Source organism: Brevundimonas sp., assembly GCF_036400995.1.
Classification (GTDB): domain Bacteria; phylum Pseudomonadota; class Alphaproteobacteria; order Caulobacterales; family Caulobacteraceae; genus Brevundimonas.
On record NZ_DASWWG010000017.1, the window covers coordinates 38,394 to 63,900 of the forward strand.

21 protein-coding genes are annotated in these 25,507 nt (G+C 69.3%); 6 read left to right on the forward strand and 15 right to left on the reverse strand.

Features of this window, described 5'->3' with window-relative positions; translation table 11 throughout:
- Positions 1-75 precede the first annotated feature (75 nt).
- Entirely contained in the window at positions 76-2,655 is a 2,580-nt protein-coding gene (locus VGE03_RS02320) for a TonB-dependent receptor (RefSeq protein WP_331044855.1), read from the forward strand.
- Between the two features lie 8 nt (positions 2,656-2,663).
- Complete coding sequence (locus tag VGE03_RS02325) at positions 2,664-4,340, forward strand: alkaline phosphatase D family protein (protein ID WP_331044856.1); 1,677 nt, start codon at positions 2,664-2,666, stop codon at positions 4,338-4,340.
- 149 nt (positions 4,341-4,489) lie between these two features.
- Here VGE03_RS02325 and VGE03_RS02330 read toward each other — a convergent pair whose 3' ends face one another.
- From VGE03_RS02330 to VGE03_RS02360, 7 genes are all read right to left on the reverse strand, one after another.
- On the reverse strand, positions 4,490-6,937 hold the full coding sequence (locus tag VGE03_RS02330; RefSeq protein ID WP_331044857.1) for an alpha/beta hydrolase family protein: 2,448 nt from the start codon (positions 6,935-6,937) through the stop codon (positions 4,490-4,492).
- 80 nt (positions 6,938-7,017) lie between these two features.
- Positions 7,018-7,542, reverse strand: coding sequence for a hypothetical protein (locus VGE03_RS02335; protein WP_331044858.1), 525 nt, complete (start codon positions 7,540-7,542; stop codon positions 7,018-7,020).
- A gap of 15 nt (positions 7,543-7,557) precedes the next feature.
- The gene (locus VGE03_RS02340; protein ID WP_331044859.1) at positions 7,558-8,973 is read right to left on the reverse strand and encodes an MBOAT family protein; all 1,416 of its coding nucleotides are present in this window, start codon (positions 8,971-8,973) and stop codon (positions 7,558-7,560) included.
- On the reverse strand, positions 8,973-10,238 hold the full coding sequence (locus tag VGE03_RS02345; protein WP_331044860.1) for a GDSL-type esterase/lipase family protein: 1,266 nt from the start codon (positions 10,236-10,238) through the stop codon (positions 8,973-8,975). The genes VGE03_RS02340 and VGE03_RS02345 overlap by 1 nt, the downstream gene beginning before the upstream one ends.
- A gap of 2 nt (positions 10,239-10,240) precedes the next feature.
- Positions 10,241-11,116: a DUF459 domain-containing protein gene (locus tag VGE03_RS02350; RefSeq protein WP_331044861.1), complete on the reverse strand. Its 876-nt coding sequence runs from the start codon at positions 11,114-11,116 to the stop codon at positions 10,241-10,243.
- 108 nt (positions 11,117-11,224) lie between these two features.
- A complete protein-coding gene (locus VGE03_RS02355) occupies positions 11,225-11,638 on the reverse strand; it encodes a DUF2177 family protein (RefSeq protein ID WP_331044862.1) in 414 nt (137 codons plus the stop codon).
- A gap of 10 nt (positions 11,639-11,648) precedes the next feature.
- Positions 11,649-12,674 carry a cyclopropane-fatty-acyl-phospholipid synthase family protein gene (locus VGE03_RS02360; RefSeq protein WP_331044863.1) on the reverse strand — a complete coding sequence of 342 codons (1,026 nt, stop codon included), beginning with the start codon at positions 12,672-12,674 and terminating at the stop codon, positions 11,649-11,651.
- Between the two features lie 572 nt (positions 12,675-13,246).
- Here VGE03_RS02360 and VGE03_RS02365 point away from each other — a divergent pair.
- The 4 genes from VGE03_RS02365 (at position 13,247) to VGE03_RS02380 (ending at position 15,986) form a co-directional block, all read left to right on the forward strand.
- Complete coding sequence (locus tag VGE03_RS02365) at positions 13,247-13,951, forward strand: CoA transferase subunit A (protein ID WP_331044864.1); 705 nt, start codon at positions 13,247-13,249, stop codon at positions 13,949-13,951.
- 36 nt (positions 13,952-13,987) lie between these two features.
- Entirely contained in the window at positions 13,988-14,371 is a 384-nt protein-coding gene (locus tag VGE03_RS02370; protein WP_331044865.1) for a four helix bundle protein, read from the forward strand.
- 73 nt (positions 14,372-14,444) lie between these two features.
- Positions 14,445-15,098 (forward strand): 3-oxoacid CoA-transferase subunit B, encoded by a 654-nt coding sequence (locus tag VGE03_RS02375; RefSeq protein ID WP_331044866.1) that lies wholly within the window; start codon positions 14,445-14,447, stop codon positions 15,096-15,098.
- Between the two features lie 51 nt (positions 15,099-15,149).
- Positions 15,150-15,986: a toxic anion resistance protein gene (locus VGE03_RS02380; protein WP_331044867.1), complete on the forward strand. Its 837-nt coding sequence runs from the start codon at positions 15,150-15,152 to the stop codon at positions 15,984-15,986.
- Here the strand turns inward: VGE03_RS02380 and VGE03_RS02385 are convergent.
- The 8 genes from VGE03_RS02385 to flgK form a co-directional block, all read right to left on the reverse strand.
- A complete protein-coding gene (locus tag VGE03_RS02385) occupies positions 15,983-16,618 on the reverse strand; it encodes an ABC-type transport auxiliary lipoprotein family protein (RefSeq protein ID WP_331044868.1) in 636 nt (211 codons plus the stop codon). The genes VGE03_RS02380 and VGE03_RS02385 overlap by 4 nt on opposite strands.
- Positions 16,615-17,553, reverse strand: coding sequence for an MlaD family protein (locus tag VGE03_RS02390; RefSeq protein WP_331044869.1), 939 nt, complete (start codon positions 17,551-17,553; stop codon positions 16,615-16,617). The genes VGE03_RS02385 and VGE03_RS02390 overlap by 4 nt, the downstream gene beginning before the upstream one ends.
- A gap of 13 nt (positions 17,554-17,566) precedes the next feature.
- Positions 17,567-18,364, reverse strand: a complete 798-nt coding sequence (locus VGE03_RS02395; RefSeq protein WP_331044870.1) for an ABC transporter ATP-binding protein — start codon at positions 18,362-18,364, stop codon at positions 17,567-17,569.
- Complete coding sequence (locus tag VGE03_RS02400; protein ID WP_331044871.1) at positions 18,361-19,476, reverse strand: MlaE family lipid ABC transporter permease subunit; 1,116 nt, start codon at positions 19,474-19,476, stop codon at positions 18,361-18,363. The genes VGE03_RS02395 and VGE03_RS02400 overlap by 4 nt, the downstream gene beginning before the upstream one ends.
- A 118-nt stretch (positions 19,477-19,594) precedes the next feature.
- Entirely contained in the window at positions 19,595-21,043 is a 1,449-nt protein-coding gene (locus VGE03_RS02405) for a UdgX family uracil-DNA binding protein (protein WP_331044872.1), read from the reverse strand.
- Positions 21,043-22,284, reverse strand: a complete 1,242-nt coding sequence (locus tag VGE03_RS02410) for a putative DNA modification/repair radical SAM protein (protein WP_331044873.1) — start codon at positions 22,282-22,284, stop codon at positions 21,043-21,045. Before VGE03_RS02410 ends, VGE03_RS02405 begins: the two co-directional genes overlap by 1 nt.
- A gap of 64 nt (positions 22,285-22,348) precedes the next feature.
- Complete coding sequence (locus tag VGE03_RS02415; RefSeq protein WP_331044874.1) at positions 22,349-23,275, reverse strand: flagellin; 927 nt, start codon at positions 23,273-23,275, stop codon at positions 22,349-22,351.
- On the reverse strand, positions 23,275-25,392 hold the full coding sequence (flgK, locus tag VGE03_RS02420) for a flagellar hook-associated protein FlgK (RefSeq protein WP_331044875.1): 2,118 nt from the start codon (positions 25,390-25,392) through the stop codon (positions 23,275-23,277). Before flgK ends, VGE03_RS02415 begins: the two co-directional genes overlap by 1 nt.
- Positions 25,393-25,507: the final 115 nt, after the last annotated feature.

Here is a 25,507-nt window from a genome sequence, read left to right on the forward strand (position 1 = left end):
CGGGCGGTCGCCGCACCGTCGCCGTCGCGGCATACAGCCCCGCTAGGTCGGGCCCCTCACTCCCCGGGGGCCGTCATGATTCACCGCATTTCTCGTCCGTCCACCCTGCTCGGCGCCAGCGCCCTGGGCCTCGTCTGGGCCCTCGCCGGCGCCGCCTCGGCCCAGCAGGCCGAGCCCGCCACCCAGCTGGATGAGGTCGTCGTCACCGCCCAGCTGCGCGAACAGAGCACCGTCGAGGTGCCCTTCGCCCTGACCGCCTGGGGCGGCGAACGCCTCGAGCGTCTGGGCGTGCAGGACTTCGAGGAGCTGTCGGCCTTCACCCCCGGCTTCCTCGTCCAGAACCAGTCGCCGAACAATCCGGGCTTCGTGATGCGCGGCATCACCTCGGACTCGGGCGAGGCCACCACCGAACCGCGCGTCTCGGTCTTCCAGGACGGCGTCTCCATCTCCAAGTCGCGCGGCTCCTACGTCGAGCTGTTCGACATCGAGCGCGTCGAGGTCGCCCGCGGCCCGCAGTCGACCCTGTACGGCCGCGGCGCCCTGATCGGCGCGGTCAACGTCATCCAGAACAAGGCCGAGATCGGCGACTGGGCCTCGGAAGGCCGCTTCGCCATCGGCGACCTGAACTACCGCATGGGCGAGCTGATGGTGAACGCCCCTGTCGGCGACAGCGCCGCCATCCGTTTCGCCACCCGCCTGAAGACCCGCGACGGCTATGTCGAGAACCTGCTGGGCGGCGCCGACTACAACGGCTTCGACACCCAGGCCTTCCGCCTGTCGGGCGCCTTCCAGCCGACCGACGGCTTCCGCTTCGACCTGATCGCCAACTACCAGAGCGACAGCGCGCCGGGCACCTCGTTCAAATCGATGCTCTACGCGCCGCAGGACCCGAACACCGGCGCGGTGATCGGCGCCCGTTCGCCGTGGGAAGGCGCGGCCCTGACGCCCCACACCAACATCGACGGCGGCAAGGCGCTGGGTCTGGACCGCGAGGTCTGGGGCCTGACCGGCATCGCCCGCATCGACCTGTCGGACAGCCTGACCCTGACTTCGACCAGCGCCTACCGCACCTTCGACTCCTATGAAGCCTTCGACGCGGACGGCCTCTCCCTGCCCCTGCTCTCGGCCGTCGAGGATGCCGACGGCGAACAGTGGAGCCAGGAGTTCCGCCTGAACTGGGACAACGGCGGCGCCTTCTCGGGCTTCGTCGGCGCCGGCTACTTCAAGGAAGAGGGCTCGCAGCGCACCCCGACCGAGTTCAACGAGCGCATCGCCCTGGCCCAGCTAAGCGGCCTGCTGGACGGCGTCCCGGGCGCCCAGGGCCAGACCTTCCTGCCGCTGGCCGCCTACTCCAGCCCGACCCTGCTGGACCCGATCCTCGGCGGCCTCGGCCTGCCCGCCCCGGTCATCCCGGGCATCCGCAACAACCTCAAGGCCTCGCACATCGAGACCGCCACCAACTCCAGCGAGCTGGAGTCGATCGACCTGTTCGCCGACCTGACCTGGCGCCCGACCGACGGCCTGGAGTTCTCGGCCGGCGTGCGCTGGACGCAGGACGACAAGACCAGCGGCTTCTCCTCGGCCGTGCTGAACGGCCGCTCGATCGCCGGCAGCCTGCTGGGCCTCCAGCAGGTCCAGGCCCAGATCGCGCAACTGGTCGCCGTCGGCACGCCGGAAGCCCTGGCCCAGGCCGCCCAGCTCGGCGCCTTCGCCAACGGCCTGGTGACCCAGCTGGCCACGCCCGGCGCCGCGACCGCCCCGATCAGCGCCGCCTTCCCCGCCTTCGGCCTGACCTTCCAGCCGACCGCCAACAACGGCGACTTCATCTATCAGGACCTCGAGGACGACGGCTTCACCTGGCGCGTCACCGGCCGCTACGCGGTCGACGACGACACCAGCCTGTACGCCAACTACGCCCGCGGCCGCCGCCCGGCCGTGCTGGCCGCCGGCGCCCCGTCGTCGCCCTTCGGCGCCCCGGACTTCACCTTCGTGGATGCGGAAGAGGTCGACAGCTACGAGATCGGCGCCAAGACCACCGGCCTGCTCGACGGGACCCTGCACCTCGACGGCTCGGTCTACCTGTACGACTACTCGAACTTCCAGACGACGGTTCAGGTCGGCACCCAGTTCATCACCACCAACGCCGGCGAGGCGAAGTCCTACGGCTTCGAGGGCGCGGCCTTCTGGACCCCGAACGAATACATCGACCTGTTCGCCACCTACGCCTTCAACCACTCGCGGTTCGAGGCGGGCATCTATGACGGCAACCGGTTCCGCCTGTCGCCCGACCATCGCGCCTCGCTGGGCCTGTCGGTGAACTTCCCCATCGCGGGCGGCGAGCTGTCGGTCATGCCGACCTTCACCTGGCAGTCGAAGATGTATTTCGACGACAACAACGACCGCACCGACCTGCAGACCGGCAACTTCGTGCCCGACACCGTCGTGGACGAGTACCAGGACAGCTACGGGCTGGTGAACCTTCGCATCCGCTACACCGGGAGCCACGGCCACTGGTCGGTCGAGGCCTTCGCCGACAACCTGCTGGACGAGAAATTCATCAAGGACGCGGGCAACACCGGCGACGGCCTGGGCCTGCCGACCTTCATCGCCGGCGAGCCGCGCACCGTCGGCGTCGTCTTCGGCGTCAAGTACTGAGGTCCGCCATGTCGCTGCACCGCCGGGATCTCCTGGGTCTGATCAGCGCCGGCGCGGCGGGCGCAAGCCTGCCCGCCGCCGCCCGGACCGCACAATCGGTCGCCTTCGCGCACGGGATCGCCTCCGGCGATCCCCTCACCGACGGCGCGGTGATCTGGACCCGGGTCACCCCGTCCGATCCGTCCGCCCGGTCCGTCCGGGTGGACTGGTCGGTCTGGCGGGACGGCGACGCCTCGGCGGCCGTCGCCGGGGGGTCGATCGAGACCGGTCCCGAGCGTGACTTCACGGTGAAGATCCCGGTGACCGGCCTGCAGCCCGGCGTCGAATACCGCTACGCCTTCTCCTCGGGCGAGGTACGCTCCGATCAGGGCCGGGTCCGCACCCTGCCCGTCGGCCCCACGCCCGAGGCGGTGTTGGCCGTCGCCTCCTGCCAGCTGCACCCCGGCGGTCTGTTCAACGCCTGGGACGCGGTCTCGAAGCTGGAGCGGCTCGACGCCGTCATTCATCTGGGCGACTACATCTACGAATACGGCGCCGAGGCGGACTCCTACGGCATGGACACCGGCGCCCGGCTGAACCGCACCCCGGTTCCGGCGCACGAGATCGTCACCCTGGCCGACTATCGGCAGCGTCACGCCCAGTACAAGTCGGACCCCGACCTCCAGGCCGCCCACGCCCGCGCCGCCTTCATCTGCGTCTGGGACGATCACGAGGTCGCCAACGACACCTGGACCGGCGGGGCCGAGAACCACACGCCGGAAACCGAGGGCGATTTCCTGACCCGCAAGGCCGCGGCGCTGAAAGCCTATTTCGAGTGGATGCCGATCCGCGAACCCGAAGGCGGCCTCAGCGAGGCCGCCATCTACCGCAGCTTCGACTTCGGCGACCTCGCCAGCCTGCTGATGGTCGAGACGCGGCTGACGGCCCGCACCGAGCCCCTGACCTATGCGAAAGACATGCCGATGACCGCCGCGGGGCCCGACCTCGCGGCCTTCGAGGCGAAGCGCAATGACCCCGCCCGCGACCTGCTCGGCGACGGCCAGCGCGGCTGGATCCGGGAGACGCTCGCGGCCTCGAAGGCCGCCGGGCGTCCCTGGCAGGTGCTGGGCAATCAGGTGGTCATGGCCCGCGTGCAGGGCCCGGACATCTCGAAACTGGCCTCTCGCCTCGAGATCATGGCCCTGATGGCCCGCCTCAAGCCCGAGGTCCGGACGCAGGTCCAGCAGGCCCAGCAGCTGTTCAGCCTGGGCGTCCCCTTCAACCTCGACAGCTGGGACGGCTACCCCGCCGGCCGCGAACGCCTTTACGCCGCCTTTGCCGAGGCCGGGGTCGAGCCCATCGTTCTGGCGGGCGACAGCCACGCCTTCTGGGTCAACGACCTCAAGGACGCCTCGGGCCGCCGCGCCGCCGTCGAGTTCGGGACCAGCGCCATCTCCAGCCCCTCCCCCGGCGACCACGTCCCCGGCGTCCCGCTCGGCGCCGCCCTGAACGCGGCCAATGAGGAGGTCGTCCTCTGCGACCAGTCAGCCAAGGGCTACGTCCTGCTGACCCTGACGCCGGATCAGGCGAAGGCTGAACTCCGCGCGGTCTCCACCATCGTCGAGAAGCCCTATCGCGAGCGGGTGCTGAAGACGTTCACCGTGGCGAAGACGGCGACCGGTCTGGGGCCGCTGGTCGAGGCCTGAATCCTTCTCCCCTTGAGGGAGAAGGTGGGCGGCGGAGCCGCTCGGATGAGGGGGCTGTCGGCCCCTCAAACGGAAAGAGGGGGAGCCGTCTCCGGCATCCCCCTCATCCGGCCCTGACGGGCCACCTTCTCCCTCGAGGGGAGAAGGGACTACTCAGCCGCCCGCGGCCCCGCGTTCTTCACATAGGTGTCCAGCCAGCGGGTCATTTCCCACAGGGTGTGCCCGACCGACTCCCGCGCGCGATAGCCGTGGGCCTCCAGCGGCAGGACCACGTAGCGCACCTGCGCCCCGTTGCCCTTCAGCGCCGCATAGAAGCGCTCCGACTGCACCGGGAAGGTGCCCGAGTTGTCGTCCGCCTCGCCATGGATCAGCAGGATCGGCTCGTTGACCCGGTTGGCGTAGGCGAAGGGCGACATCTCGTTATAGGTCTCCGGCGCCTCCCAGTAGGTCCGCTGCTCGGCCTGGAAGCCGAACGGCGTCAGGGTGCGGTTGTAGGCGCCCGAACGCGCGATACCGGTGCGGAACAGGTCGGTGTGGGCCAGCAGGTTGGCGGTCATGAAGGCGCCGTAGCTGTGACCGCCGACGGCGATCCGGTCACGATCCGCCACGCCCATCTCGACCACCGCATTGACCGCCGCCTCGGCGCTGGCCGTCAGTTGTTCGATATAGGTGTCGTTCGGCTCGGCCCCGTCCTTGCCGATGATCGGCATCGACGGGTCGTCCAGCACCGCATAGCCCTGGGTCAGCAGGAACAGGTGGCTCGACCCGCCCGGGCGCACGAAGCGGTTGGCGGTGTCCACCACCTGCCCGGCCACCGACGCGTCGGTGAACTCGGCCGGATAGGCCCACATCACCAGCGGCAGCGGGCCGTCGCGATCCTTGTCGTAGCCGGCGGGCAGGTACAGCGTCCCCGACAGCTGCACCCCGTCGGCGCGGGTGTAGGTGATCAGCTGGCGCGTCACCCCGGCCAGCTGCGGCGCCGGATCGGGGAACTGGGTCAGCGGCTGGGTCGCCGTGGCGTCCAGGTTGCGCACGAACAGGTTCGGCGGATCGTTCCGCGTCTCGCGGCGCGTCACCAGACGGCGTCCGCTGTCATCCAGCAGGCCGACGATGCTCTCGTACTCGCCGTCGGCCGAGGTCCACAGCCGCTCCGACTGGCCGGTGTTCAGGTCCATGGCGGCGAGGAAGGGATACTCCCCGTTCCGCGTCGCGCCCGGCCCGGTCATCAGCAGGCGGCCGTCGGCGGCGAAGCGCGCCACCGGGAAGCCCGCCGCGTTCGTCTCGGTCAGGGGCGAGCCGGGGTTGTTGTACTGGTCCTGATAGTTCCGCTCCAGCAGCACCCGGCCGGTTCCCGGGTTCGAAGGATCGACGACGTAGCGGGTCTCGTGGCGGGTGTTGAACCAGCGGCTGTTGACCAGCGCCGTGTCCGCATCGCCCCAGGTGACCCCGCCGTAGCGTTCCTTCAGGTCGATCAGGGTCGTCGGCTGCGCGCTGAACGGCGCGGCCAGCATGAAGACGCGGTCGCGCACCTCGGCCGGGGTGCGCGGATCACCGCCGTCCTGCGCCTCGGTCCAGACGAGGGTCGCGGGCGCATCGGCGCGCCACTGGATCGAGCGCGGGCCCGGAGCCACGGCGTCGAACGGCGTCGGGACGTTGTCGCGCAGCGGCAGGTCGGCGACCTGATGCACGGTCCGGCCCTGCAGGTCGATCACCCGCGTCTCGGACGGGAACAGGCCCGCCGGCACCACATAGCTGTAGGGCCGCTTGACCGTGGTCACGAGCACGAACCGCCCGTCCGGCGAGGTGTTGGCGCCCAGATAGACCGCCGGCTCGCCCAGATCGCGCGCGCCCCGGCCGTTGATCGGCACGAAGGTCAGCTGCGAGGTGAAGTAGTGGTCGAACAGGGCCTCGTCGCCCGCGTTCGCCAGCAGGTCCTGATAGGTCCGGGCCGGGGCCACGCGGCCCATGCTCTCGGCCACGATCGGACCGGCGGGCGGACGGCTGACGTCCGGGGCCGGGCCGCGCCCTTCCGGTGTCATCCGCACCACCAGGGCGGCGCTGTCCGGGGTCCAGTCGAAGGCCCCGCCCGAGGCGGCGTTGACCCGCGCGTCGGTCAGCTTGCGCGCCCGCGCCGTGGCCACGTCCACGACCCACAGCTCCAGCCCGGTCGGGGCGTCCATCAGCAGGGCCACCGACCGGCCGTCCGGCGACCAGCTCGGCGACAGGAAGCGGGCGTTGGCGGGCAGTTGCACCGTCCGCGCCGCGCCGCCGTCCACCAGCTGGAAGCTCAGGCCGGTCAGCCAGCTGACCCGGCTGTTCGCCTGACCGTTGTTGCGCGGATTGATGCGGTAGCCGCCCAGCCGCAGCATCGGCTCGGCCAGTTCGGCGATCGGCGGCAGGTTCGAGCGATCAAACAGCGCCAGGGTCGTGTGGTCGGGGCTCAGGCTCGAGCTCGGGGTCGGCCGGGTGTCCAGGATGTCGGCGATCGGCGCCGGCGGCTGCTGGTAGGTCAGGGCCTCCTGGGCCAGCGCCGGGCCGGCCACGGCGGCCAGCAGGACAAAGGCGGGCAGAGCCCGGGCGAGCAGACGATGACGCATGGAACAGCCCCTTGAGCGCCCGCCGACTTGCGGGCGGCGCACGCTAGGGGCCGTGTCCGAGTCCGGTCAAGCTCTGAACGTTACGGTGTATCAGTCCGCGGCGGCGCGGGCGCCTGCCCGGGGAAGCGGGCGTCCTTCGCCTCGAACCAGGCCTCGCGCAGCCCCTGCCGCGGCAGGTCGGTGCCCAGCTGGGCCAGCTGGCCGACCCAGGCTTCCGACACCTTCTCCACCGTCTCCGACACCCATCCCGGCGCCTGCTGGTGCGACCAGTTCAGCGGCGAGACGGCGTTGAAGACCAGCAGGAACAGGCTGGCGAACACCAGCGTCCGGCTGGTCCAGCGCATGTCGCGCGCCGCCACCCCCTCGTCGTCCAGCGGCGGCGCGGGCGGGAAGGCGAACCGGCCCAGCGCCATCAAGGTGCTCTCCCGCACCGGCTCCGGCGCGGTCGGCAGGTCATGGGCGTCGGCCGACTGGATCCAGTCGCTCGGCGGATCGCGCGGCGGCAGGCTCTCATACAGCGGCGGGAACGGCGATTCCGGCCGGTGCACGGGGAAGGGCTCCAGCGGAACCCCGCCCTCTCCTGTCCTGTCCCTGTCGTCGGTCATGCCTGCTCCAACGGTTCAGAACTGGAAATAGATGAAGGGCGCCACGCCCTCGGGCCGCACGGCCTCGACCAGCAGGATGGCCACCCCGATCAGGACGCCCAGGGTGATCGACGGCGCCGCCTTCAGCCGCTCCGTCATCCCCTCGACCGCCCGCGGCGGCAGCCAGTGCATGGCCAACCCGCCGAGGATCAGCACCAGCAACAGCGGCGTCAGCATCGTCACCGGTCCCATCCGGCCCAGCCCCGCCAGCATGGCCATGGCCAGGTCGAAGGTCTCGGCCCGGAACAGGATCCAGCCCAGGCAGACGATGTGGAAGGTGATCAGCACCCCCAGCACCGTCGGCATCACCTTGCGGTCCCCGAACACCGAACGGCCCAGCCGCTCGATCACCTGCACGCCCCCGTGCAGCGCGCCCCAGGCCAGAAAGGTCCACGCCGCCCCATGCCACAGCCCGCCCAGCACCATGGTGATGAAGACGTTCAGGCACGACCGCAGCAGACCCTTCCGCCCGCCGCCCAGCGGCACATACAGATAGTCGCGCAGCCAGCTGGACAGGCTGATGTGCCACCGCCGCCAGAAGTCCTGCATCGACGACGCCCGGTACGGCTGGTCGAAGTTTCGCGGGAACGAATAGCCCAGCAGGGCCGCGATCCCGATCGCCATGTCCGAATAGGCCGAGAAGTCGCAGTAGATCTGCACCGCATAGCCGTAGACCGCCGCCGCGATGTCGATGGCCGAATGGGCCGACGGGTCGAAGAAGACCGGGTCGACCAGGTTCACCGACAGCTCGGACGCGATCACCGTCTTCTTGAACAGGCCCCAGCAGATCAGCAGCAGGCCGTGCGTCGCCATTTCCCGCGTCAGCCGCGGCGTCCGCTCGAACTGCGGCAGCAGGTCCGACGCCCGCACGATGGGCCCGGCCACCAGATGCGGGAAGAAGCTCATCAGCAGCATGACGTCCAGCAGGCTCTTCGCCGGCGGCGTCTTCCCGCGATGCACGTCCACGACGTAGCTGATGCCCTGGAAGGTGAAGAAGGAAATCCCCACCGGCAGGACGATCTCCAGCAGCGGCAGGTCCCGCTCCCAGCCGAACTGCGCCAGCAGGTCGCCCGCCTGTTCGACGAAGAAGCCGTAGTATTTGAAGAAGCCGAGGATCAGCAGGTTGGCCGCGACGCCCAGCCCGACCAGCCAGCCGCGCTTCGCATCTGTCCCGTCCCGCTCCATCTTGCGCGCGATCAGCGCCGCGATGCCCCAGTTCAGGACAGCCGACAGGATCAGCAGGCCGACGAACCGCCAGTCCCACTGGGCGTAGAAGAACCAGCTGGCCAGCAGCAGGAACAGCTTGCGCCGCCCGTTCTCGCGCTCCAGCGACCAGGCGGTGAAATAGACGAACAGGAAGAAGACGCCGAAGGCGAGCGTGGGGAACAGCACTAGTCCACGCTCCCCTGATCAGCCTTCCAACGGTCATAGGCGCCCGTCAGGTCGCCCGAAAGGATGCCGCCGATCCAGTCGGCCCCCGCACTCGTGAAATGGACCCGGTCGCCGCGCATCAGGGGCTCGGCCCCCAGCGCCAGACGATCCGCCGAACAGTCTCCCCCCATTCGACCGTGCCAGTCCCATAACGCGACGCCCAGATCGGCGGCGACCCGGCGTTGCACGTCCCGGACCACCGCCAGCTTCGGCGGCGGCGCGCGTAGTCCGTCGGCGCTGCAGCCCCCCGCCGCCCCGTTCCTCAGCCCGTCCGGCGCGCCCAGCAACAGCAGCGACGCCCCCGGCGCCAGCCGCCGCAGCCGCGCCACCTGCCCGCGCAGCAGGGCCTCGTAGGCGGCGGGGTCCAGCCCGTCGTCGAATCCATCATTGATTCCGAACGCCAACACGATCAGGTCCGGCCGCCACGCCATCAGCTCGGCCGCGACGGTCGCCTCGTCCCGCACCGCCAGATCGCGCAGGCTTGCCCCCACCCGTCCCAGATTGGACACGGTCACGCCCCGGGCGGCGCCGTCCAGCCGCACGGAGTCGATCACCACCCCCTCGCCCCGCGCCACCAGCCGCACCGAGCGCGCGCCGCCCGGCAGGGGCAGGTCGCGGCAGACCTCGTCACGGCCGCCGCCCAGATCCAGTTCGCGGCCGACGCCGCCCGCCTCGACGATCAGTGGCGATCCATTCGCCGCCCCGCGCCCGCAGACGCCCAGCGTCGTCGCCTCCACCCCGGGCTCCAGATCGAAGCCCATCATCGCGTCGCGCACCCCCGTCGCCCGCGTGCCCGCCAGACCCGTGCGCGGCGTCGGCGCGCCCGCCGGCGGCTGCAGCGGCGCGTTCTCCATCACCCAGCCGCGCTGGCCCACCGTCACCTGATAGGGCGCATAGCCGTCATAGGGGACGCCCGGCGGCAGCACGCCCCGCCCCGCCCGGCCGAACCGCCGTTGCAGATCGACGCGCAGCTTGCCGGTGATCCGGTCGCCCGCCGTGTGGCTGTCGCCGATCTGCAGGATGTGGACGGGCCGGTCGCGCGTCCCGGCCTCCGTCGCCGCCAGCGCGGCGAACACCCCCGCCAGCGCCTCGGGCTGGCACACGCCGCCCGGGCAGACGCCGACGCCCGGCTCGGGCGCCGATTGGGCGACATAGGGGGTCTGGGCCGCGACCGGAGCCGCGACCGACAGCAGGACCGCGATCAGCGCGCCCCGCGCGGTTCCCACGATCAGGCCGCGGGGTCCGCGGTCAGACCCGCGTCGCGCTTCAGCCGCTCGGCCACCGGCGCGCTCATCCGCAGATACCCGGCCATCGACATGTGGATGCCGTCGTTGGCCCGCATCAGGGTGCGGCGGCCCGCGTCGTTCGGCAGATAGGCCTCGTACCCGCCCTCGGCGTTCGAGGTCAGGGCCGTCGTCTCGATATAGGGCACGCCCAGCGCCCGCATCCGCTCGGACACCACGCCGTTGATCAGGGCCATCCGCCCGTCAAAGCTCTCGCGCTTCATGCGCGGCAGGCCGACCCAGTAGACGGCCACGTCGCGGCTGCGCAGCAGGGCGACCAGATCGTCCACCCGCTTCGCATAGGCGGCCTTCCAGCCGTCGGTGCCGAAGGCGTGCACCTGCCCGTCCAGTTCGATGCCCTGGGCGTCGTTGGTGCCGAACAGGATCACCGCCACGTCCACCGGCTGGGCGTCCAGCTGGCTGCGGGTCCGGGCCTGGATGTCGACGTAGTCGTAGCGGCTCAGGCCCGTGGAGACCTGCGAGAACTTGGTCACGCTGACGTTCGGCTGGCCCTGCAGGTCCCGATACAGGCCAGTGTACAGGCCGTCGGCCATCGAATCCCCAAACACCCCGATGCGCAGCTCGCCCTTGGCCAGACGGGCGTTCAGCGGGGTCACATGGGCCACGACCGGCGCGGGACCAGCGGGCGGGGCCACGGGCGGAGCCTCGGTCTCGACGGACGGCGGCGCGGAAGCGGACGCCTGCCCGCCCAGCAGCAGGGTCGGATGGCGCATCCACGCGCGACCGTCCGGCGTCAGCGCCAGACCCGCGACCACGCCGACCACGAACGTCGCCGTCAGTGTGTTGATGCCGACCTTCAACTCGCCCGCCCCCGGAAACCGATACGGACCCTTCTTAACCCATCCGTCGTCCGCCGCCACCAAACGCCCGCGTGACGGGAAGAAAAAGGTTAACCCGTGTCGCGGAAATCAGCCCCACTTCCCTTCCGCCCAGCGCGCGGCGAAGTAGCCCGCCGTCGCGCAGGTGGCGGTCAGAGCCGTGCCCCAGGCCAGGTCGATCAGCGTCAGCTTGGTGGACCAGGCGTTCAGCGTCGCCTGGTTGGTCAGGTCATAGGTCGCATAGGCGACGAACCCCAGGACCGCCCCGCTGACCGTCGCCCGCATCCAGCCGCCCGACGACAGCGCCGGCGCGACCGCCAGGAACACCGTCCCGGCGATGGAGATCAGATAGAAAGCTACCGCAGCGACCATGTTCGGCTTATCGGCCAGGATCGGCCCCAGCACCGGCTTGTACAGCCGGTCCGTCATCGTCGTCAGCCACACCGCGTCGATCGCGGCGAAGGTCACCCCGGCGCCCAGATAGGCGAACACATACTTCAGCATCGTCCCCTCCTCAGGCCGGCTTCAGGCGATAGTGGCTGACGGCCCAGGTCTTGCCGCCGTCGTTTCCGAACAGACCCGCCGTGGCCATGTAGAACCGCCGCCAGCGCCGCCGCCAAAGCTCGGCGTCCGCGCCGTAGGTCTCGCGCATCAGGGCCATCACCCGCTCGGGTTCGGCGTCCATGTTCCTCAGCCAGTCGTCGGCGGTGCGCTGGTAGTTCACGCCGTTCCAGGTCCATTCCTGCTCGACCTCGAACAGGTCGGGAAACTCCCGCATCAGTCCCCGGCTGGGCATCACCCCGCCGGTGAAGAAATGCTGCGCGATGAAGTCGCCGCTGTCGGTGTGGTCGAACCGGTAGGGCGCGTCGCGGTGGGTGAAGATGTGCACGAACATCCGCCCGTCCGCCTTCAGCCAGCCCCGCGCCCGCGTCAGCAGCGCCCGCCAGTTGGCCATGTGCTCGAACATCTCGACCGAGACGATCCGGTCGAACACCGCCTCCGTCTGGAAATCGTTCATGTCGCAGGTGACGACGGTCAGGTTCTTCAGCCCGCGCGCCCGCGCCTCGGCCTCGATATGCCCGCGCTGTCCATGGCTGTTCGACACGGCGGTGATCCGGCTGTCGGGATAGCGCTCCGCCATCCACAGGCTCAGCGAACCCCAGCCGCAGCCCAGCTCCAGCACCGACTGGCCGTTCTGCAGATCGGCGTGCAGGCAGGTCGCGGCCAGCGCCACCTCCTCCGCCTGCTCCAGCGTGGTCGTCGGGTTCGGATACAGGCAGCAGGAGTATTTCAGCCGCGGCCCCAGACAGATGCGGAAGAACTCGGGCGGCAGCTCGTAGTGCTGGTCATTGGCCGCGTCGGCGTGCTCGGCGATGGCCCGCTCGGCCATCTGGCGGGCGAAGGCGCCCTGATCATGCGGCCCTTCCCGGTCCAGACGCTTGCGCGCCTCGCTGACCAGACTGTCGATGGCGGGCCGCGTCACGAAATCCGGAAACGGCGCGTCCTGAAGATGGCGAATGGCGATGTTCACGAGGCTCATGTCCTGCATACGCCGACCGGCGGTGTTTGGATGCAGGCGCCGCCCATTCCTACCCGGCTATCGTCATCCCGACGAAAGTCGGGACCCAGCGGCGCCGCGACGGCGGCGAAACACTGAAGGTCGATACTGAAGCAGTGGCGCTCCCGACAGCTTCGCGCTCTCGCGCGCCGCTGGGTCCCGGGGTTCGCTTCGCGCCCCCGGGATGACGATAGCGACAACAGCGACACGACCAATCCTGCCGCATCGGCCTGCTAGAGTACGCCCTGCCGCTTCACCTCAACTAATAGACGATCACCCGGATAATAATCCGCCCTCTTCAAGCCCCGATTTTCCTCAAACCCCCGCCACGGCTGGATTTCCGCCCGATCTGCCCGATAGACGACCTGGAGGACATAGACGGCATAGACGGTTTATTTGCATCGTCTCCACCGTTTCATCCGCCCCGGTTTTCAGGCCGCCCTCCGCCGATCATCCGAAAGGCCGATCCGCCACACTTGCCCCGCCCGTTCCCTCGCGTTAGGGACGAGCCAAGGTCGCCGATATTCATCAGGCGATGAAAACATGAGGAAGCGATGCGGAAGATCTTTCCCGACGTGGCGTCCGCGCTGGAAGGCCTGACGTTCGACGGCATGACCGTCATGTCCGGCGGTTTCGGCCTGTGCGGCATTCCCGAGAAGCTGATCGCGGGCCTGCGCGACTCGGGCGTGAAGGGGATCACCGTCATCTCCAACAACGCCGGCGTCGACGGCTTCGGCCTGGGCCAGCTGCTCGAGACGAAACAGATCGCCAAGATGATCTCGTCCTACGTCGGCGAGAACAAGGAATTCGAGCGCCAGTACCTCGCCGGCGAGCTCCAGCTGGAGTTCAACCCGCAGGGCACCCTGGCCGAGCGCATCCGCGCGGGCGGCGCGGGCATCCCCGCCTTCTTCACCGCCACCGGCGTCGGCACCCTGGTCGCCGAGGGCAAGGAAGTGCGCAACTTCGGCGGCCGCGACTACGTCATGGAGACCGGCCTCGTCGCCGACCTGGCCATCGTCAAGGCGTGGAAGGCCGACGAGCGCGGCAACCTCGTCTTCCGCAAGACGGCCCGCAACTTCAACCCGATGATGGCCACGGCCGGCAAGGTCACCGTCGTCGAGGTCGAGGAGATCGTCCCCACCGGCTCGATCAACCCCGACCACATCCACACCCCGGGCATCTACGTCGACCGCATCGTCCAGACCGTGTCCGAGAAGCGCATCGAACAGCGGACGGTTCGACAGCGCGAGACGGCCTGATCGGGGGCGTGGGGTGTCGGGTATGGGGTGTGACAGGTGACAGCGCCGCTCAAATCCTACCGGGAACTGACCGTCTGGCGTGACGGCATCGCCTTGGTGAAGGCGTGCTACCTCGTCACCCGATCATTTCCGAAGGATGAGCCGTTCGGCCTGACCTCCCAGATCAGACGCTCCGCCGTCTCCGTTCCGGCCAATGTCGCCGAAGGATACGGACGAGGCACCCGGAAGGACTACGTCAGGCATCTTATGATCGCGCAGGGCTCACTGAAGGAACTCGAGACCCACCTGATCATCGCGGCGGAAGTCGAGCTCGTCGGCCGCGCCCAGACCGAACCGGTGCTCGACCGGTGCGATCAACTGGGCCGAGGCCTCGGAGCCCTCATCCGATCTCTTCGCGTAAAAGACGCCACAGACACCTGAACCCCGCCACCCGAACTCCACTCCCCACTTCCCGTCACACCCCACACCCCATCCCCCACACCCCGGATCCCCTATGCCCCGCACCCGCGAACAACTGGCTGAACGCGCCGCGAAAGAGCTGCAGGACGGCTTCTACGTGAACCTCGGCATCGGCATTCCGACCCTGGTCGCCAACTACATCCCCGAGGGGATGGAAGTGACGCTCCAGTCCGAGAACGGCATGCTGGGCATGGGCCCCTTCCCGTATGACGACGAGGTCGATCCCGACCTGATCAACGCGGGCAAGCAGACCATCACCGCCATCCCCGAGAGCAGCTACTTCAGCTCCTCGGACAGCTTCGCCATGATCCGTGGCGGCCACATCAACCTGTCCATCTTGGGCGCCATGGAAGTGGCCGAGAACGGCGACATCGCCAACTGGATGATCCCGGGCAAGCTGGTGAAGGGCATGGGCGGCGCCATGGATCTGGTCGCGGGCGTCAAGCGCGTGGTCGTGGTCATGGATCACGCCAACAAGCACGGCCAGTCCAAGGTCCTGAAGGCCTGCACCCTGCCCCTGACCGGCACGGGCGTGGTCAGCCGCATCATCACCGACCTGTGCGTCTTCGACGTGCAGCCGGACGGCGCCGGTCTGGAGCTGATCGAACTGGCCGACGGCGTCACCCTCGACGAGGTGGCCTCGAAGACTGAGGCGACCTACACCGTTGCCGACAGCCTGAAGTCGTAGTTAACCTTCCACCCAGCGGGCCGGGAGAGCCTGTTGGGTGGGAGTAGGCTTATGGCGGACGGAGCTTATCGCTGGCAGGGCAATGCGCCCGCGCCTGACTCTTCTCAGGTTGATGCGATCCACGATGCCTACCAGAGCGATCAGGCGCACGCCTTCGCCGAGCCCGCCCGCGCCGCCGCCGTCGAGAAGATCGAACGCGCCCTCGCCGCCGCCCGAACCGGCGACCTCACCGAGGCTCACGCCCAGTTGACCCACGCCCGCTCCGTGCTGGAGGGCCTGCGCCCCGAGGCGCTCGAGCCGCGCCGGGGCCTGGCGGGACTGTTCGACAGCCGGGGCCGCCGCCTCAAGGCCTTCCGCGCCGCCTACGCCCGCGCCGCCGCCTCAATCGATGAGGTCACCCGCGATCTGGGCGGCTGGATCGAGGGGGTCGGCCGCCGCTCGGGCGCGCTCGACGCGGTCTGGGCCGAGGCCCGCGACGCCGTCGTCGATCTGGACGCCCACCTCGCCGCCGCCGCCCGTCGCCTGACCGGCCATGAGGGCGAGGAGCCGCATCCGCTGGAGGCGCGCAAGGCCGCGCTGGACGCCTGCCGCAACGCCGCCGTCGCCGCCCTGCCCCTGATCCGCAACGCCCAGAACGCCGACGGCCGCTTCGCCGACCTGCTCAAGCCCTGCGCCGAGGGCGCCGCCGCCTGGCGCGACGACTGGAAGGACGCGCTCGGCCTGTCCGGCCGCCGCCCGAAGAAGGTGCGCCCCGATCAGGACCGGCTGCTGCGCCTGCGCGACGACCTGATGGCGCGCATCGACCGCGCGCTGAAGGGGATCGCCGCCGCCCGCGACCGCCGCGCCGATGTCGAGACCCGGCTGGCCGGGGTCCGCAACGGCCTCTAGCGCGCGCCCGACGCGGGAATGTCCCGGGCGTTCTGGTCGGTCCACGCGACGATCTGGCTGTTCAGCTCGCGCGTCGCCGCGTCGAAGGCGCTGACGATGGCCCCCACGCGGTTCTCGCCGGCGGGCTGTTCAACGGTGAACACCCGCTCCGCCATTACCGACCGCTCCTGGGCGTTCAGCAGGCGGACCCGGGCGATGATGGTCACCACCGGCGCCGCGCCCGGGGAGGCGTAGCGCGCCTCGAAGGTCCGCACATCGATGTCCAGCGCCTGGGACGCCCGCGTCAGCTCGCGCGGCCCGACCAGACGCACCCGCGTCGCCTGGGCCGCGAAGGCGCTCTCCAGCGAGTCGCTGAACAGCACGTCCGCCGAGCTGACCCAGCGCGCACCCTTGATGTAGGCCGCCTCCGTGCCGGTCACGCCGAGGATGCGGTCCTCGCGCACAGCCTGGGCGAACTCGGGCCGCCGCATGGCCACCTGCACGGTCGAGGCCGGGCTCTCCCGCTCGCTGACGCCCGACGGCAGGTTGCCGAAGCGGTACAGCTGCACCGGGTCCGGCGTCGACAGCAGGGAGCAACCGCCCAGCACGGCGACAGCGGCGACGGCGGCGACGCCCTTCAGAAGACGGATCACGGCTGAACCTCCATTTCCCGGGACTGCGGACGTGAGATGAACTCGCGCGGGCTGGCGCGGATGTCGTCGATCAGGGACTGCAGCGACCGGGTCGCCTCGTCCAGTTGCTGGATCGACTGCTGCAGTTGCGGCAGGCCGGTCGAGGCGAAGTCGCCCAGCGGCCGCTCGAGGTTGGTCGCCGACCGGTTGATCGAGGCCACGGCCTCGCGGGCCTCCTCGGCGGCGGCGTTGACGTTGGCCACCGCACGGGCGCCGTCGCCTTCCACCACCCGGCGGGTGCTGATGGCCAGCTGCTCATACTCGCCGACAGCCGCGTTGGCCCGCGTCAGGGCCTGCTCCAGCTGCTCCAGCATCCCCTTGCGGGCTTCCAGCTCGGTCGTCAGGGACTCGATGTTCTTCAGGCTGGTCGAGAAGCTGCGCACGTTGTCGTCCGACAGCACCCGGTTGATCCGGTTCAGGGCGTCCACCGTCTGGGCCAGCACCGTACCCGAGCCGCTCAGCAGTTCCGCGATCGGCGAAGGCTGGCTCTGGATCACCGGCACGACGTTGTCCGGATACTGCTCCTTCAGGATGGCGCTGTTCGGATTGCCCGCGGTGATCTGGATGTAGTTCAGCCCGGTGATGCCCTGCGGCTCCAGCTGGGCGCGGCTGGTCACGCGCACCGGCGTGGTGGCGTCCACCCGGATGCGGGCAATGACCTGGTCGCCCTTCTGCGGGTCCAGGTTCAGGTCCGTGACCTCGCCGACGCGGATGCCGTTGAAGTGCACCTCCCCGCCTTCTGACAGCCCACGCACCGGTCCGTAGAAGACGATGTCGTAGACGTCGTAGTCGTTGTTGAACTGCAGGCGGGCCAGCCAGATCGTGAACACGGCCAGCGCCGCCAGAAGGGCGACGGTGGCGATGCCGACGGCGGCGTAGTGGGCGTCTCTTTCCATTCTCCGGCTCTCCTCAAGCCGCCTTGGCGCCGGCGCGACCGCGCGGCCCGAGGAAGTATTCCCGGATCCACGGGTGATCCGAATGTTCGAGTTCACGCACGGGGGCCTTGGCCACCACATGCTTGTCGGCCAGCACCGCGACCTTGTCGGTAATGGCGTAAAGGCTGTCGAGGTCGTGGGTGATCATGAAGACCGTCAGGCCGAGGTCATCGGACAGCTGGCGGATCAGGTCGTCGAAGGCCGCCGCGCCGATGGGGTCCAGCCCCGCCGTCGGCTCATCCAGGAACAGCAGCTCCGGGTCCAGCGCCAGCGCCCGGGCCAGCCCGACCCGCTTGCGCATGCCGCCCGACAGCTCGGCGGGCTTCAGGTGGTGCGACTCCGGCTTCAGCCCGACCATGGCGATCTTCATCTCGGCCAACTCGCGGATGACCTCGCGCGACAGCTTCGTGTGCTCAACCAGCGGCGAGGCGACGTTGTCGATCACGCTCAGGGACGAGAACAGGGCCCCCTGCTGGAACAGGATGCCGGTTCGGCGCTCAACGTCGGCCTCCTGGGCCTTGGTCATTTCCGTGCGGTCGTGACCGAGGATGCGGACGCTCCCGCCTTCCGGTTCCTTCAGGCCGATGATGGTGTTCAGCAGCACCGTCTTGCCGGTGCCCGAGCCGCCGACAACGCCCAGCACCTCCCCGCGCTCGACGTCGAGGTTCAGGTCCTGGTGGATCACCCGTTCGCCAAACTGGCTCAGCAGGCCGCGCACCTCGATCAGGTTCTCGGGCGCCTTCGGGAAGGAGGGGATGTGCGGAGCCGTCACAGGTTCAGCTCCAGGAAGATCAGGGCGAAGATCGCGTCCAGGGTGATGATGGCGAAGATGGCCTGAACCACGGCCGCCGTCACCCGGCGACCCAGGCTTTCGACATCGCCCGCCACGGCCATGCCCTGCCGGCAGCCGATCGCCGCGATCACGATGGCGAATACCGGGGCCTTGATCATCCCGACCATCAGGTGGGTGCCCATCATCGGGTCCTCGCTGATCCGCTGGATGAAGAAGCTGGGCCCGTAGCTGAGCTGGCTCCACGTCACCAGCAGGCCGCCGAACAGCCCCGAGACGATGCCGATGAAGGTCAGGATCGGCATCATGGCCAGCATGGCCGCCAGCCGCGGGATCACCAGCGCCTGGAAGGGGTTCACCCCCATCACCTGCATGGCGTCGACTTCCTGGTTCATCCGCATCGAGCCGATCTCGGCGGCGAAGGACGAGGCCGAGCGGCCCGCCAGCAGGATGGCCGTGATCAGCACCGCCAGTTCGCGCAGCGTCGCCACCGCGACCAGCTGCACCGTGAACACCCCGGCTCCGAACTGGGTGAGCAGATTGGCGCCCAGGAAGGCGATCACCGCGCCGATGAAGAAGTTGGTCACCGCCACGATCGGGATCGCGTCCAGCCCGGCGCGCTCGCCCTGGCTGAACCAGGCCGGCCAGCGGATCTGCTCCCAGTGCTTGACGGTCGAACCGGTCGCCGTGACCAGCCGTCCGAGGAAGGCCATCGACAGCGTGGCCTCGGCCACGATGTCGTGCACGCCCCGCCCGACCTTGGCGAAGCCGCGCACCCAGTTGGCCGAACGCTTGGGCGGACCGGCGCTCTCGCGCTCCAGCTTCTCGACCATGGCGTAGGTGCGTCCGGCCTCCGGGCGCTGCGTCCACGCCTTGTCCGGAAGCGTGCAATGACCGGCCTGGACGATGGCGAGGGCGCCCGCGGTGTCGAACCGGCCGAGTTCCGAAAGGTCCACCGCCGCGATGTCGCGCCCGTGCAGCTGTTCATCCAGCCGCCGCGACACCCGGCCGAGCTCGGTCGCGGTCCAGTCGCCCGTCAGGCGCAGGGTCAGACCCTCGCCTCGTTCGTCGATCTGGAAGTCCGCTGCGGCCATGCCCCTACCTAAAACGCCCCGTCCCGGTTGCCTATGGCCGCTCTACGGCAAAGCTCAGGCCCATATCACAACGCAGCGGCGCCGTATTCGTTCAGCCACGGTTTCAGACGTTTACGCGTCAGAGCAGCCGTTGGACCGCTTTCAGGTCGGCGATGAAGCGCTCCCGCTCCTGCGCGGCCACCGCCTTGTCGGGAATGCGCAGCAGCCAGGCGGGGTGCACGGTGATCAGGGCGGTGGCGTCCGACAGGGGGACGACCTGCCCCCGCATCCGCGTCACCTCGGGCTTGCGGCCCAGAACGCCCTGCGCCGCCGTCCCGCCCAGCGTCAGGATCACCTTCGGCTTCACCAGCGCCCGCTCGGCGTCCAGCCACCAGCGGCAAGCGGTGATCTCGCTGGTCGTGGGGGTCTGGTGGATCCGCTTCTTGCCGCGCGGCGTGTGCTTGAAGTGGCGCACGGCATTGGTGACGAAGGCGTCGTCCCGGTCGATGCCCGCCTCGGCCAGCGCCGCGTCCAGCACCTGCCCGGCGGGGCCAACGAACGGCTTGCCCGCCAGATCCTCCTGATCGCCCGGCTGCTCGCCGACAATCATCAGCCGCGCCGCCCGCGCCCCCTGCCCGCACACGCCCTGCGTCGCGTCGCGCCACAGCGGGCAGCGGCGGCAGGCCTGAACCGCCTGCCCCAGCTCCTCGAGGCTGGACGGCACGAAGCCTTCCTCGAACGCGTGATCGCGGTTGATCCGCGACAGGGTCTTGGCCAGCCGCGGATTGGGCTCGGGCGCCGGCGCGGCCACCATGGTCTCGGTCCGGTTCGTCGCCGAGGCGATCAGCTCCGGGATCAGCGCCGCCTCGGGCAGATTGGCCCAGTACCGCTTGGGCATCTCACCCTGCATGGTTTTCGTCTTCAGGCGGGCCGGATTGAAGGTCGAGGCGTAGTAGGTCTTCCAGAAGTCCTCGATCTCGTCCTCGGCGGGCGCCATGTCGCGCGTCGCCGGGGGACCGAAGGTCAGCAGCCGGTTGTCCCAATGGGCCTGCCCATCCGGCGTGAGGATCGACCAGCGCATGGCGGCGAACCGGCGGGCGAAGAAGGGCGCCGTCCGCTCCAGCACGCGGTGCGCCGGTTCGAACCAGCTGACCCAGTGCTCCTGCCCGTCTTCCTCGGCCAGACGGAAGCGGACAAAGGCCTTCATCTTGTGGCTGGCCCGGCTGACGTTCTTCGCCCGTTCGAAGGCGTCGGCGACGTCCCGGTCGCTGACCACCTTCAGCAGGTCCGGCTCTCGCTCCAGCCGCCACAGCAGGCGATACAGGAGGTCGAACCGATCTTCGGACCGGTGCAGGATTACCGCCTGCGCCAGCTCCACGAAGGCCCTGGGCACCACAAATTCCAACTCTTTCCGGTCTTCACCGGGCCGGCCCTCTTCAGGATGTGCGGAACCAAAGAGATCAGCCTGCGCCCTTTCGCCCACCCGGAAAGCCGCCTCCCCCGGTCGCACCCCGGCCGCGCGAAAGCGCCGCGCCGCCTTCCGCCAGCCGTCGAAGTCCGTCTCGCTCGCCAGCGCCGCGACCCGCATCAGAACAGGCTCATCTGCCTCGGCGCCGGGTCGGGCGCGATCCGGGCGCGCAGGTCGACGGCGTCGGTCAGCCCGCCCGGCGTCCAGTCCAGCGTCGTGATGAAGGGCCGCACCTTGTCGATGCCCCGGCACAGGCGCGCGACGTCCTCCAGCCGCAGGGTCCGGTAGCGGCGGACCGAAATCATCCGATCCACCGACTTCACGCCCAGACCCGGCACCCGCAGCAGCATCTCGCGCGGCGCGACGTTCACATCGACCGGGAACTGCTCCCGCCGGTTCAGCGCCCAGGCCAGTTTCGGATCGATGGCCAGGTCCAGCATTCCGCCCACGGTCGCCTCGCCGATCTCGGGCGGACTGAAGCCGTAGAACCGCATCAGCCAGTCAGCCTGATACAGCCGATGCTCCCGCATCAGCGGCGGCTTCTGCAGCGGCAGGGTGGATGAGGCGTCGGGGATCGGACTGAACGCCGAATAATAGACCCGCCGCAGGCCGTAGCCGCCGTACAGCGACGCCGACCGGTCGATGATCTCGGTGTCCGGCGCCCCGTCAGCGCCCACGATCAACTGGGTCGATTGGCCCGCGGGCGCGAACTTCGGCGGCTTGAGGCGATCGCGCTTCTCCGGCTTCGCCGCCTCGACGCCCAGCCGGACCTGCCCCATGGCCTTCTTGATCACGCCCACGTCCTTCTGGGGCGCCAGCCGTTGCAGGGCCTCGTCGCGCGGCAGTTCGATATTGGCCGACAGCCGGTCGGCGTAGAGCCCGGCCTCCTCCACCAGCTTCGGGTCCGCCTCGGGGATCAGCTTCAGGTGAATGTAGCCGCGGAAGCCGTGCACCTCGCGCAGCGTCTTCGCCACCAGGACCAGTTGCTCCATCGTGTAGTCGCCGGACCGGATGATGCCGGACGACAGGAAAAGGCCCTCGATATAGTTCCGGCGATAGAAGTTCAGCGTCAGGTCCACGACCTCCTGCACGCTGAACCGCGCCCGCTCCACGTTCGAGCTCGCCCGGTTGATGCAGTAGGCGCAGTCATAGATGCAGAAATTGGTCAGCAGGATCTTGAGCAGGGACACGCACCGCCCGTCCGGCGTGTAGGCGTGGCAGATGCCCATGCCCTCGGTCGAACCGATCCCCTTGCCGTCCGAGGAGTCGCGCTTCGACGTGCCGGACGAGGCGCAACTGGCGTCGTATTTGGCGGCGTCGGCGAGGACGGACAGCTTTCGGCGGAGATCGATCTGGGCCATTTGTTCTCACTATGTTCCACAGCGAGAACGGCTGTCCAGCGGAGCCGTTTCGGAAATTTCGCCTTCAGCTCAGGAAGTTGAGAAGCGAGACCTGTCTCAGTTGGTTGATCACCTGGGCCGAGGCCTCGATCGCCACCTGCGACAGCTGCAGATCGGTGACCGCCTTGGCCATGTCGGCGTCGGTGCGCTTTGCGACCAGCTCCGACAGCGAGTCGAGCTGGGCGGTGTGCCCCTTGGCGACGCTCTCCACCTGATTGGCCAGCGAGCCGGTGGTGGCGGTCTTGTCGATCACCCCCTGCCCCGCCGTCTCCAGCAGGCTCAGCTGGGTGCCGAGCCAGGCCTTCTGCGTCTCGGTCAGCTTTCCGTTCAGCGGGCCGTTGGGGCCGGTGTGGTAGTTCTGGATGTCCCGCAGGATGGTCATGACATCCGTACCGACCTCATTGGCGAGGAAGCCGGTCTCCAGCGTCGTGCCCTCGGCGACGCGGCTGGCGGTCTTCAGGGTGTCATTGTTGAAGATCGAGGCGACGCTGGGCGCGGCGGCCAGTTCCGTCAGATTGGAGACATCGACCGGAGCCGTGTTCACCTGGGCGCCCGCGAACAGGTAGCCGCCCTGATGGCGCATGTTCAATCCGCCGCGGACGGCCTGGAACTGACCCTCAAGCTCCAGCATCAGCGACGTGGCGGAATCCGAGGCCAGGGCGTTGCCGATGCTCGCGCGCACCGCATCGACGCCGTCGCTGATCTGGGTCAGCGCCAGATCCTGGGTGGTCAGCCGGGCGGTGACCGCGTCGGAGGTGTCGAGGAAGCCCTGCAGGCGGCTCTGGGCTCCGGTCAGCGCCGTCAGGGTCTCGGACTGCCGCCCGAAGCCGGTCAGGTCGGTGGCGTTCTTCTGGGTCGAGACCCGTTCCTGCGCCTCAAGCCCCCGGCTCTGGGCCGCCATCAGCGACAGCAGGGCCGACTGGTAGTTTCCAAAGGTCGCGACGCGATTCATCAGACCATCCCCAGAAGCGTATCGTACATGTCCTTGGCCGCCTGGATCAGGCGGGCGGAGGCGTTGAAGGCCTGCTGATAGGTGGTCATCAGCACCAGCTCCTCGTCGAGATTGACCCCCTCATGGGAGGTCCGGCGTGCGCTCGCCTCCGAATAGAGGGCCTCCGAGCTGTCCTTGCGGTTCTTGGCGGCCGAGGCCTTGCCGCCGATGTCGCCCGCCAGTTCGGAGGCGTAGCGCGAGACCGAAATCTGCCCGCCGATCGAGTCGCCGGCGCCCTGGAAGTTCGCCGACCGCTCACCCGCGTCCGCCAGCAGGAGCGCGCCCCGGCCGTCGCCGGCGCTGAGCGCGGGCGTTCCGGCCGCCGCGGCCAGGTTCAGCTGGCCCAGCGCCAGCTTGGAAGGGCTCTGACGAATGTCGGTGCGCAGGCTGAACCCTTCCGCGCGCGACACCCGCACGCCCGTGCCGATGCCGAACATCTCGGTCACCGTGACCCCGGACGGCACCTGGCTGGTGTTGTCGTTCAGCACGCTCATCTTCGGCGGCGGATTGCCGAGGCCGGTGAAGGTCAGCGCGCCGTCGGCGCCCAGCGTGAACTTGCCGTAGGCCCCGACCCCGGTCGCCGGGTCGTTCAGGGCGTTGAGCAGGTCCCCGACCGTGCCGCCCGCCGGAACCGCCACCTGGATATCCCGGATCCGGGCCCCGGCCTCGTTGGCGAAGCGGAAGGTCATGGTCTCGCCGGCGGTGAAGCCGTGCGGCGACGTCAGGGTCAGCCCCGTATCGTACAGCGCCGGACGGTCCGTCGAGATCAGGTCGTTCAGGCCGAAATAGTGCGAGAAGCCGCGGCCGGCCTTGTTCGAAGGCGTCGTGGCGTCGTCGGCGATGGCGATGCCGTTGGCGGCGTTGGAGGCCACGATCGACAGCTTGCCGTCGGTGAACTGGGCGGTGGCCGCGCCGCCCAGCTGGGCGTTCAGGGTGGCCAGGAAGGTCGTCGGATCGGCGGCGACGCCGTTCACGGTCATGGTCGCGCCGCTGAAGACGATGTCGACGCGCTGCTGGATCACGCCGGCGCTGTTGGTCACCGCGATGGTGGTCTGGCCGGTGAAGCCCGCCAGTGCGCTTTCCAGCGACTGGCCGACGTTGCGGCCGTCCAGCCGGTTCGGCGGCGGCATGGCCGTGTTGGCGTTGTGGGCGCGGTTCAGCTCGTCGGCCACATGGGTGATCAGCTCAGCCAGACGGGCGGCCGCCGCGGGCGCCTCGACATCGCGCAGCTCGACCAGCCCCTTGATCTCGCCGGAGGTGACGCTGTCCATCACGGAGTGTTTGGTGCCGCCCGGCTCGGTGATCCAGACGTCGTTGAAGTTGGTCTCGCCGGTCACGGTGCCCGCGCGCGTATAGGACAGCGTCGCCGCCCCCTCGCCCGCCAGCAGGGCGCCGCTGCCGGTCCGGATCGACACGCCGCCGATGGTCCGCGCCGTGACCTTCAGGTCCATGACCTGCGCCAGCTGGTCGATCAGCGCCGCCTGCGCCGTCTCCGCGCCGGACGCGTCGGCATTGACGACCTTGGCGCGGGAAATCTCGACGTTCAGGGCCTCGATCTGCTGGATCAGGTTGTTGGCGTTCTCGACCGCGCTCTGGATACGGCCGTCCGCATCCTCGCGAACCGCCTGGATCTGCTTGGCGATCCGCGTCGCCTCGTCGAACAGGGCCTGGGTCTTGAACAGGGCGTCCTGGCGTCGGGGCGAGGACGTCGGGTCCTCGGCGCTTGAGGCGAAGGCCGAGAAGACGCTGTCGACCTGCGAGAAGAAGCCGCTGGTGCCGCCCGGATCGCCGAACAGCGACTGGATGCGGTCGTACAGCTCATAGCGCACGCCCTGCCGCGCCGCTTCCGCCCCGGCGCTCAGGCTGGCGGCCTGCAGGAAGCGGTCGGTGGCCAGACGGATGCGCGTGACCTCGACGCCGCTGCCCACGCCCTGGCTGGACAGGGAGACCTGGTCGGCGATCTTGCGGACATAGCCGGGCGTGTTGACGTTCGCGACGTTGTCCGAGACCACCCGCAGCTGGGTCTGGGAGGCGATCAGGCCCGAGTTGGCGTTGTTCAGGATGCTGGTGACCGACATCAGCGAACCTCCATCACACCGGCGCCCGGCAAGGTCTGCCAGTCGCCACGCGCTTTTTGCCCGGCAGCCCGTTCAAGGCCGCAAGCCAACTCATTGTTTTTTCGCAAGATCGCGT